We start from the raw sequence: 10,107 nt of genomic DNA, 5'->3' as shown, positions 1-10,107 counted from the left end.
TGAATCCGGGAGACGATGTCGGTGAGCTGGGCGACGGTGGCGTTGGCGTCATCGCGCATGCGGGCGAACACGCCGTGGAAATCCCCTTCCATCCGCACCGTCAGGTCGCCCTGCGAGAGCGCGGACAGCAGCGTGGACACCCGATCCAGAACCAGCGCGTTCGCGTCCAGCAACCCGTTGATGCGTTCGGACAGGGTCAGGAAGAACCCCTGCTTGCCGGTGGTGCCGATGCGTCCGCTCATGTCGCCGGACGCGGCGGCCTGCACGATGCGGGTCATTTCCTCCTCGACTTCCACCTCGGCGGTACGGTCGGACCACTCGACCACGAAGCCGAGGCGCCGGCCGGCGTCGTCCACCACCGGATTGATGATCAAGCGCATGACCCGCCCGCCCACCCGGATCTGGGCCTGGTGGGTGCCGCGCAGTTCCGCGAGCAGGCGTGACTGGTGCTCCGGATGCTTGTGGAAGATGTCGATGCTGCTGCCGATCAGGGTGGCCACGTCGAAACGCGGCACATCGCGGCGGATCTGTTCCTCCACCTGCGACAGCATCGCCAGCAGCGGCCGGTTGGCGTAGACGATGTTGCGATCGGCGTCGGCGATCATCACGTGGGTGGTCACCCCGTCCAGCGCGGTGCGGATGCGCAGGTTCTCCTGCCCGGCCGTGCGCTCGTGATGCAGGCGCTGTTGCAGCTGGCCGCTCATCGACACCAGCGCGGTCGCCAGCGACGCCGGCGGGAAGTCCATCCGGGCGATTTCCTCCGGCACGGGTTTGTCCGCCGCCACCTCGCGAGCGAGCGTCGTCAGCCGGCGCGGCCCGTAGCCCAGCCACAGCAACTGGCGCCGCAACTGCACGGCCATGATCACCAGCAGCACGGTTTCCACCACCACGTAGGCCGCGTGCAGCAGCACGATGCCAAAGCCGCTGCCCGCCGGGAACACCGGCACCGGCCAGCCGGCCTGCTGCATGAAGAAGAACGCCACGTGATGCACGGCGATGGCCGCTGCCGCGACCACGATCGGCACCCAGTCGCGGTAGTACAGCAGCAGCGCGATCATCAGGATCACGCCGAAATGCGCCTCGACCATGCCGCCGGACTGGTGGATCAGCACCGCGGACAGCACCATCAGCACCAGCGCCAGGGTAACCCGGCTCAGCCGCGTGCCCGGAAACAGGCGGGCCTGCAACGCGGCGACCGCGACGCTCGGCAGCGCGACCGCGAAAACCGGCATCCACTGGCCATTGCGCAGCGCCAGCAGCAGCGTGGCGACACCCAAGGTGGCCACCAACCACAGGAAGATGCGGTCGGCATCGGCCGCCAGTTCCTCCAGGTAGGCGTAGCGTTCGCGACCAACGAGGCCGCCATCGTTTCGAAGTGAATGCGGTTGGGCGGACATGCGATTCTCCTTATCTGCACGGGCAACGGGATCCGCTGACGAGCGCGCGCGGCGCGTCTTCGCGGTGGAAAGACAGGTAGCGGGTCGCCAACGGCGCGGTCGCGGTGCCGGCGCACAGTCCATCCGGACGCATCGGGCCGGCGTAGCGCAGCCGGCCCTCGGCATCCAGGGCGATCAGGGAATGGGGCAGATCCGTGCTGGCGACGCCGGCCAGTTCAACCCAGCGGATGCCCCGCGCGCGCAGCGCGTCCCGCACCTGGCGGGTGTCTTCGCGGTCGTCGCAGGTGCACGCCACGGGCAAGTGGAAGACCACCGCGGCACCGTGATGGCGTTCGAGGTCCACCTGTCCGCGCAGCGCGGTGAGCAGGGCATCGGCTTCGGAGACCGGCGAGGCACGCACGGCGCCAGTTTCGAGCCGGGCCAGCGCGGGCACCATCGCGCCCAGCCAGAGCACGAGCAGGCCCGGCCCTATCCAGGCGGGTGCGATCCTTCGCGGTGGTGCGGCAGTGGATTCCATTGCGGGCCCTCTCCCCAGGGCGTCAATGGTTCGTCCGGCATTGGTCCCAGACCCCACCTATCGGCTTCGCGACCGGAATCTTTATTACCTCCGCGCCGCCGCCACGACGAAACTCAACTGAACAGGCGCATCACCAGCCAGTTGATCGCGCCGCCGCCCAGCAGCAGGAACGCGAACAGGCTCAGCGCCAGCAGCAGCGGCTTGACCCCGGCCTGGCGGATGGCGCCGGCATGGGTGCGCAGGCCCAGCGCGGCCATCGCGGTCGCCAGCAGCACGGTATCCAGCTGCACGATCACCGCCACCCACGCGGTCGGCAGCAGGTGCAGCGAGTTGAACAGGCTGACCACGATGAACATCACCGCGAACCAGGGAATCATCAGCTTCGGCCGTGCGCCGTTGGCATCGGCGCCGGCTTCCGCGCCCAGGCGCGCGGACAGGATCAGCAGGAACGGCGCCAGCAGCATCACCCGGATCATCTTCTCGATCACCGCCACCGACGCGGCGGATTCACTGATCGCCTTGCCGGCGACCACGACCTGCGCGACTTCATGGATGGTCGATCCGGCGTAGACGCCATAGGCGTGCGCATCGATGCCCAGGTGCGGATACAGCGCCGGATACAGGAACATCCCCACGGTGCCGAACACCACCACCGTCGCCACCGCGACCGCCACCTTGTGCGGCTGCGCCTTGACCACCGGCTCGGCCGCCATCACCGCGGCGGCGCCGCAGATCGCGCTGCCCGCGCCGATCAGCATCGAGGTCTCGCGATCCAGCTTGAACAGGCGCGTGCCCAGCCACACCGCCAGCAGGAACACCGAGGCCACCACGATCACGTCGATCACCAGCCCGGCCATGCCGACCTGGGCGATGTCCTGCACGGTCACCCGGAAGCCATACAGCACGATGCCCAGCCGCAGCAGGGTGCTCTTGGCGAAATCCACGCCCGGCGCGGTGCGCGCGGCGATGCGCGGGAACACCGTGTTGCCGGCGACGATGCCCAGCAGGATCGCGGCGGTCAACGCGCTGATGCCCCAGCCCTGCACGGTCGGCAGGCTCGCCAGCCACAGGCCAACGGCCGCGAGCAGTGCCGCCAGGCCAAGGCCCAGCCACCAGCCGGACTGGCGATGCGGAGGGAGCGACACGGAAGACACGGACTGGCTGGACATCGGAAAACCCGGGAAAAACGGAGGCGCGGGCGGGACATTCCCGCCGACGGACGGCACCTTAGTCCCGGCCATTGGATGAGTCCAATGCATATAATTCCCTCATGCATGAATATTCCTCATTCAATTAATCTCCACCTCCTGCGGGTATTCGCCACGGTCGTCGAGCAGCAGGGCTTCTCGCGCGCGGCCGAGACGATGTTCATCACCCAGTCGGCGGTGTCCAAGGCGGTGCGCGAGCTGGAACACCAGCTCGAACTGCCGCTGATCGATCGCGGCCCCGGCGGCGCCCGCGGCATGCGCGGCATCCGCCTCACCGAAGGCGGCCAGGTGCTGTACGAGCACGCGCGCGGCATCTTCGCGATGGAGCGCATCGCGCTGGAGGACGTCCGCGAGCGGGTCGGCCTGCGCAAGGGCGAGCTGCGCATCGGCGCCAGCACCACGGTCGCCGGGTACTGGCTGCCGGTGCACGTCGCCGGCTACGCCCGTCGGCATCCGGACATCCGCACCCAGGTAATGGTCGCCAACACCGCCCAGATCGCCCAGGCGATCATCGACTGCACGGTGGATGCCGCGTTCGTCGAGGGACCGGTCGACGACCCGCGCATCGAGCGGCGGGTCTGGCGCGAGGAAGCGCTGGTGGTCATCGCGCCCGACGATCTGGCCGGCAGCGGCAGCCGGCTCGCGACCGCCACCAGCCTGAGCGAACAGACCTGGCTGCTGCGCGAGGAAGGCTCAGGCACCCGGCGTGTGGCCGAACGGCTGCTGCACGCGCACGGCATCACCCCGAAGCACCAGGTGGAGATCGGCAGCAACGAGGCCATCGCCCGCGCGGTGGCGGCCGGTGCCGGCGTCGCCATCCTGCCCTCGGTGGTGGTGGAGGATCTGATCGCGATGCGCCGCGTCCGCACGTTGTCGCTGGACGGCCAGGCCGCGCTGAGCCGCCGGCTGTACCGGCTGGAACTGCTCAACCGGCGTCGCTCGCCGGCGCTGGAAGCGTTCCTGGAGCGGTTGCCGGGCGCGTAGGGCAGACACGGCATCGTCCGGCCGCGGTTCGCTGCAATCCATTCTCCCACGCAGGAATGTCGCCGAAACCTGGCTTTCGGAAATGTCTTATTGGCTTCTTGTGCGTTGTTCGCGAAAAGAGGACGACTGAATCCTCCAGCCAAATCGAGTCAAGAAGAAGTCCCCAATGCGTGAACTACAGGCAAGCGAGATTGCAGCGGTAAGCGGAGGCGAACTGAATTGCTCGGTGGGCTTTCCTTCCGGTGTGTCATGCGAAGGAACGCTCAGCGATTGGCGCAGCGCGGCGCGAGGGGCATGGAACCTCCTCGCGGCCAGCCCCTTCGCCTTCCCGGGCGTCCTTATGCGCCTCCACTTCTATCGGTTGTCCCAGAAATAAAAACGGGTTCCCGGGGTGCGAAAGCACCCCGGACTTTCTCCCCCGATGAACAAGAAATCGCTTGCGCTGGGTGAAATCGGCGTCGCCATGCTGGCCACGCTGCTGGCCGGCGGCCTGTCCGAGCTGGGAGCACGGTTCGAAATCCGTGGTGCGGACGCGATTCAACAGATTGCCCTGTTTCTGGTACTGATGAAGTGCTATCCCGAGCGCTTGGCGAACCAATCGGGAATCACACCGCTGCTCTTCAGCATTTTCACCGGGAGCCTGTTGGGCGCCGTCTGGATCCTCGCCGTCGGTTTGCCCAACCTTGGCAACACGAAATTCCCGGCCGCGACGGATTTTTCGGCTGTGGACATTGCCCTGGGCGTCCTGACCGCCGGGGTCGCTGCTCCCCTGTTCGAGGAGAAGGTGGTCCGTCAGTTGATGCTCGACGGACTGTCGCGTCTCGTGGGCCGGTTCGCATCATCACTCGTGACCTCCGCCGCATTCGGGCTCTTCCATGCGAATTCCATGCTGTGGGCTTGTTTCGCCTCGCTTCTGCTTTGCTTCTGCGCGCTCCGGCTGAACATGACAAGCGTTCAACGAGCCATCGCCCATGGAATTTGCAACATTCTGATTCTTCTGTGGTATTTGACCGGCGGCTTGGGACTGTCCGGCTGATTGGCGCTGGAAGCGTTCCTGGAGCGGTTGCCGGGCGAGTGAAGCCGCTGTGCTTAAGCCCGCTCTTCATCGCGTCTGCACGGCGGCATGCTGCAATCCATCGGCAGTTTCCACTGGCATACGCGATGAAGATTCCCCGCAAGCGCGCCTATCCGCTGGACGACATCCGCCGTTTCCTCGAACCCGGTCCGGTGGTGCTGGTGAGCTCGGCCCACGGCGGCCAGCGCAACATCATGACGATGGGCTGGCACATGATGATGGGCTTCGAGCCGGCGCTGTTCGCCTGTTATCTCTGGCGCGGCAACCATACCTACGGATTGGTCCGGCGCAGCCGCGAATGCGTGATCAACCTGCCCGGCTCGCATCTGCTGGACGCGGTGGTCGGCATCGGCAACTGCAGCGGCGCGCAGGTGGACAAGTTCGAACGCTTCGGGCTTACCGCCGCCCGCGCGAGCCAGGTTGGCGCCCCGCTGATCCGCGAGTGCCATGCGAACTTCGAGTGCCGGCTGTACGAGCAGCGCCAGACCGACGCCTATCACCTGTTCATCTGGGAAGTGGTTGCGGCGCATGTCGCCATTTCCCCGCGCCTGCCCGAGACCGTGCACTACCGCGGCAACGGCGAGTTCATGATCTCCGGGCGCACGATCAGCCGCCGACGGGCCTTCCGCCCGGAAAACTTGTGAACCCCGCTCACGGAGGCGAGCTGGAGTGGTGCGGGAGATCGCCGCGTCGTGGTTCCGCCGCAGAAGGCGGCCCCCATCCCAGCCTTCCCCCGCAAGCGGGGGAAGGGGCGGTTTCCGGGTTCGGGAGAGTCTTCAACTTGCGGTGGCGGTGCGTAGCTCGCGGATGCATTCCAACGTTGCGAACGCACGGACACTGCCCCCTCCCCCGCCCGCGGGGGAGGGCCGGGGTGCGAAACGTCACTGCTGCTTCGCCGCTGAAAGCGCCCCCCATCCCAGCCTTCTCCCGCAAGCGGGGGAAGGGGCGGTTTCCGGGTTCGGGAGAGTCTTCAACTTGCGGTGGCGGTGCGTGGCTCGCGGATGCATTCCAACGTTGCGAATTGCTGAACAACGCACGGACACTGCCCCCTCCCCCGCCCGCGGGGGAGGGCTGGGGTGCGAAACGTCACTGCTGCTTCGCCGCTGAAAGCGCCCCCCATCCCAGCCTTCCCCCGCAAGCGGGGGAAGGGGCGTTTCCGGGTTCGGGAGAATCTTCAACTTGCGGTGGCGGTGTGTAGCTCGCGGATACATTCCAACGTTGCGAATTTCTGAACAACGCACGGACACTGCCCCCTCCCCCGCCCGCGGGGGAGGGCTGGGGTGGGGGCGAAACGACCGGACTGCCAGACGACGCACGAATACCCCCTTCACGCCCGAATTTGATCGCAAGGCGCGGAGTGTGGGCTAGGCTGGCGGGAACCAAGATGGCGTCGTCCCCCACGACGAGCCTTTCCGCCATGAACGCATCCTCCCCTTCCCGCCCGCGTACCGCCGCCACCGCCATCCAGGACGACCCGCGCTGGGCCGCGCTGCGGGCACGGGATCCGGCCGCCGATGGCCGCTTCGTGTACGCGGTGAAGACCACCGGCGTCTGGTGCCATCCCAGCAGCCCGTCGCGCCTGCCGCGGCCGGAGAACGTGGTGTTCTTCGATACTCCCGAAGCGGCCGAGGCCGCCGGCTACCGCGCCAACCGTCGCGCCGCCGCCGATCGCGCGGCGCTGGCCCGCCAGCACGCGGAACGGGTGGCGCATGCCTGCCGGCAATTGGAGAACACCGACGAGCCGCCCTCGCTGGCGCAATTGGCCGAAACCGCGGGGATGAGCCCCTACCACTTCCATCGCGTGTTCAAGGCCATCACTGGCGTGACCCCGAAAGCCTACGCGCAGGCGCAGCGCGCGCGCCGCATGCGCGAGGGACTGGAAGGCGACGCCACCATCACCGACGCGATCTTCGACGCCGGCTTCGGTTCCAACAGCCGCTTCTACGAAACCTCCAACCAGCGCCTGGGCATGCGCCCGAAGGACTGGCGCGCCGGCGGCGCCAATACCGACATCCGCTTCGCCATCGGCCAGTGCTCGCTGGGCGCGATCCTGGTCGCGCGCAGCGAGCGCGGGGTCTGCGCGATCCTGCTGGGCGAGGATCCGGAAGCGCTGGTGCGGGACCTGCAGGATCAGTTCCCGCGCGCGCACCTGATCGGCGGCGACGCGGGCTTCGAGGATTGGGTCGCGCGGGTGGTCGGCTTCGTCGAGGCGCCCGGCATCGGCCTGGACCTGCCGCTGGACGTGCGCGGCACCGCCTTCCAGGAACGGGTGTGGCAGGCGCTGCGGCAGATTCCGCCCGGCAGTACCGCCAGCTACGCCGAGATCGCCCAGCGCATCGGCATGCCGCGGGCGGTGCGCGCGGTGGCGCAGGCCTGCGGCGCCAACCACCTGGCGGTGGCCATTCCCTGCCACCGCGTGGTCCGCAGCGACGGTGCGCTGTCGGGCTACCGCTGGGGCGTGGATCGCAAGCGCGAACTGCTGCGGCGCGAAGGCGCGGCGTGACCGGATACCGGTGCGTTGCCGGCGCGGCGTGCTACGTTCCCCGCCTCTCCATGACGACGTTGGGACGGGCATGCGCAAGACGTGGAAGCGCGCCGCAGGGGCGATGTGTCTCTGGCTGATGGCGGCGCCGCTGCTGGCGGACAATCCGGGCGAACGCGCCTACGCCGACGTCGACCCGTTCATCGGCACCGGCGGCGAGGGCCATACCTATCCCGGTGCCACCGTTCCGTTCGGGATGGTCCAGCTCAGTCCCGATACCCGCATCCAGCCACGCAAGGACGCCTACGGCTGGGCCGCCGGTTATCGCCACGACGATCGCACCATCGTCGGCTTCTCGCACACCCACTTCTCCGGCACCGGCCATTCGGACCTCGGCGACGTCCTGCTGATGCCGATCAGCGGCGAGGTGAAGCTGGAGCGCGGCAATCCCGACCAGCCCGGCAGCGGCTACACCTCGCGCTTCCGCCACGACGACGAAACCGCGCAGCCCGGCTACTACGCGGTCACCCTCGACGACTACGGCGTGCGCGCCGAGCTCACCGCCACCGCGCGGGTCGGCGTGCACCGCTACAGCTTTCCGCGCGGCAAGCCCGCGCACGTGCTGATCGACCTGCGCACCAGCCTGTACGACTATCCGGGCAAGGTGCTGTGGTCGCGATTGCGCCTGCGCCCGGACGGCACCGTCACCGGCTTCCGCGAGACCCGCGGCTGGGCGCCGGGGCGGCAACTGTATTTCGCGCTGCGCTTCTCGCGGCCCATCCAGGGCAGGCAACTGCACGACACCGAGCAGGACGTCGCCTACAAGGGCTTCCCGCCGCCAGGCGAGAAGGATCCGCGCCAGCGCGCGCAAATCGAGGGCCGGCAGATCGTGGCGGCGTTCGATTTCGCCGATGCGCGGGAACCGTTGCTGGTCAAGGTCGCGATCTCCCCGGTCAGCGAGGACAACGCCATCGCCAATCTCGACGCCGAAGTGCCGGGCTGGGACTTCGACGGCGTGCGCGCCGACGCGCGCCGGCAGTGGACGCAGGCGCTGGGCGCGATCGACGTGGACGCGCCGGAACCGCAGCGGCGCAGCTTCTACACCGCGCTGTACCACACGCTGCTGGGGCCGACCCTGTTCATGGACAGCGACGGAAGCTACCGCGGACCGGACAATGCGGTGCACCAGGCCAAGGGCTTCACCCACTACTCGACCTTCTCGCTGTGGGATACCTACCGCGCGCTGCATCCGTTGCTGACCCTGGTGCAGCCGGAGCAGCGCACCAACGACTTCGTGCAGTCGCTGTTGGCCGCGCGCCGGCACAGCCCCTATGGCGTGCTGCCGGTATGGGCGTTCCACGGCCAGGAGACGTGGTGCATGATCGGCTACCACGCCGTGCCGGTGATCGCCGACGCCTACATGAAGGGCATACGCGGCTACGACGCCAACGAGGCGCTGGAGGCGATGGTCGCCAGCGCCAACTACGGACCCTACGACGGCATCGCACAGTACCGCGAACTCGGCTACGTGCCGATCGACGAGGAAGGCGAGGCCGCCTCCAAGACCCTTGAATACGCGTTCGACGACTGGACCATCGCGCAGGTGGCCGAGGCGATGGGACGCCAGGACGTCGCGGCCGACTTCAGCCGCCGTGCGGCCAACTGGAAGCATGCCTTCGATCCCGCCACCGGCTTCATGCGCGCGCGCAAGCGCGACGGCGCGTTCCGCGAGCCCTTCGATCCATCCGCCAGCGGCTACGGCACCGACTACACCGAGGGCAATGCCTGGCAGTACTCCTGGTACGTGCCGCAGGACGTGGCCGGACTGGCGCGGGCGCACGGCGGCGAGGACAAGCTGCTGGCGCGGCTGGACCAGGTGTTCGAGGCCAAGGTGGATCCGAAGATCTTCGCCCACATGGAAGACATCACCGGGTTGATCGGCTGGTACGCGCACGGCAACGAACCCAGCCATCACGTCGCCTACCTGTACGCGCACGCCGGCCAGCCCTGGCGCACCCAGGCGCGGCTGGGCGCGATCATGGCCAGCCAGTACGCACCGCGTCCGGACGGCCTGGCCGGCAACGACGATCTGGGCCAGATGTCGGCGTGGTACGTGTTCACCGCGCTGGGTTTCTATCCGGTCGCGCCGGCCAGCAACCAGTACGTCATCGGGCGGCCGTTCCTGCCACGCGCCAGCCTCAACCTGCCCAACGGCAAGCGCTTCACCGTGATCGCCGAGGGCCTGGACGAAGCGCATCCCTACATCGGCGGCGCGATCCTCAACGGCAAGCCGCTGGACCGCGCCTATCTGGAGCACGCCGAAATCCTGGCCGGCGGCGAGTTGCGCTTCACGATGCAGGCCGAGCCGAACCGCGCATGGGGACGCGACGCGCGTCCCTATTCGATGAGCCGCTGAAGGAAGCATCTGGAACGCGCAGGGGATG

General features: G+C 68.1%; 7 protein-coding genes and 1 pseudogene. 5 read left to right on the top strand and 3 right to left on the bottom strand.

Going from position 1 to position 10,107, the window contains the following annotated elements:
* The 3 genes and pseudogenes from IB228_RS19490 to IB228_RS19480 form a co-directional block, all read right to left on the bottom strand.
* A pseudogene (locus tag IB228_RS19490) lies at positions 1 to 1,397 on the bottom strand (methyl-accepting chemotaxis protein); the annotation flags it as partial.
* Positions 1,398 to 1,407: 10 nt separating this feature from the next.
* Positions 1,408 to 1,914 carry a hypothetical protein gene (locus tag IB228_RS19485; RefSeq protein WP_192199616.1) on the bottom strand — a complete coding sequence of 169 codons (507 nt, stop codon included), beginning with the start codon at positions 1,912 to 1,914 and terminating at the stop codon, positions 1,408 to 1,410.
* A 113-nt stretch (positions 1,915 to 2,027) separates the two neighbouring features.
* Positions 2,028 to 3,083 carry a YeiH family protein gene (locus tag IB228_RS19480; RefSeq protein ID WP_192199615.1) on the bottom strand — a complete coding sequence of 352 codons (1,056 nt, stop codon included), beginning with the start codon at positions 3,081 to 3,083 and terminating at the stop codon, positions 2,028 to 2,030.
* A 105-nt stretch (positions 3,084 to 3,188) separates the two neighbouring features.
* Here IB228_RS19480 and IB228_RS19475 point away from each other — a divergent pair, with 105 nt between their 5' ends.
* The 5 genes from IB228_RS19475 to IB228_RS19455 all read left to right on the top strand — a co-directional run bounded on the left by IB228_RS19475 (position 3,189) and on the right by IB228_RS19455 (position 10,079).
* A complete protein-coding gene (locus IB228_RS19475) occupies positions 3,189 to 4,106 on the top strand; it encodes a LysR substrate-binding domain-containing protein (RefSeq protein WP_225562560.1) in 918 nt (305 codons plus the stop codon).
* Between the two features lie 421 nt (positions 4,107 to 4,527).
* Positions 4,528 to 5,142 (top strand): CPBP family intramembrane glutamic endopeptidase, encoded by a 615-nt coding sequence (locus IB228_RS19470; protein ID WP_192199614.1) that lies wholly within the window; start codon positions 4,528 to 4,530, stop codon positions 5,140 to 5,142.
* Between the two features lie 125 nt (positions 5,143 to 5,267).
* A complete protein-coding gene (locus tag IB228_RS19465; protein WP_192199613.1) occupies positions 5,268 to 5,825 on the top strand; it encodes a flavin reductase family protein in 558 nt (185 codons plus the stop codon).
* A 773-nt stretch (positions 5,826 to 6,598) separates the two neighbouring features.
* Positions 6,599 to 7,684 carry a bifunctional DNA-binding transcriptional regulator/O6-methylguanine-DNA methyltransferase Ada gene (gene ada / locus IB228_RS19460; RefSeq protein WP_192199612.1) on the top strand — a complete coding sequence of 362 codons (1,086 nt, stop codon included), beginning with the start codon at positions 6,599 to 6,601 and terminating at the stop codon, positions 7,682 to 7,684.
* A gap of 118 nt (positions 7,685 to 7,802) precedes the next feature.
* On the top strand, positions 7,803 to 10,079 hold the full coding sequence (locus IB228_RS19455; protein ID WP_225562578.1) for a GH92 family glycosyl hydrolase: 2,277 nt from the start codon (positions 7,803 to 7,805) through the stop codon (positions 10,077 to 10,079).
* The last annotated feature ends 28 nt before the right edge of the window (positions 10,080 to 10,107 follow it).

The sequence above is a fragment of the Pseudoxanthomonas sp. PXM04 genome (assembly GCF_014851695.1).
Taxonomy (GTDB): Bacteria; Pseudomonadota; Gammaproteobacteria; order Xanthomonadales; family Xanthomonadaceae; genus Pseudoxanthomonas_A; species Pseudoxanthomonas_A beigongshangi.
The sequence above is the reverse complement of the archived record's forward strand: the minus strand, read 5'-3'. Positions and strand labels throughout refer to the sequence as shown.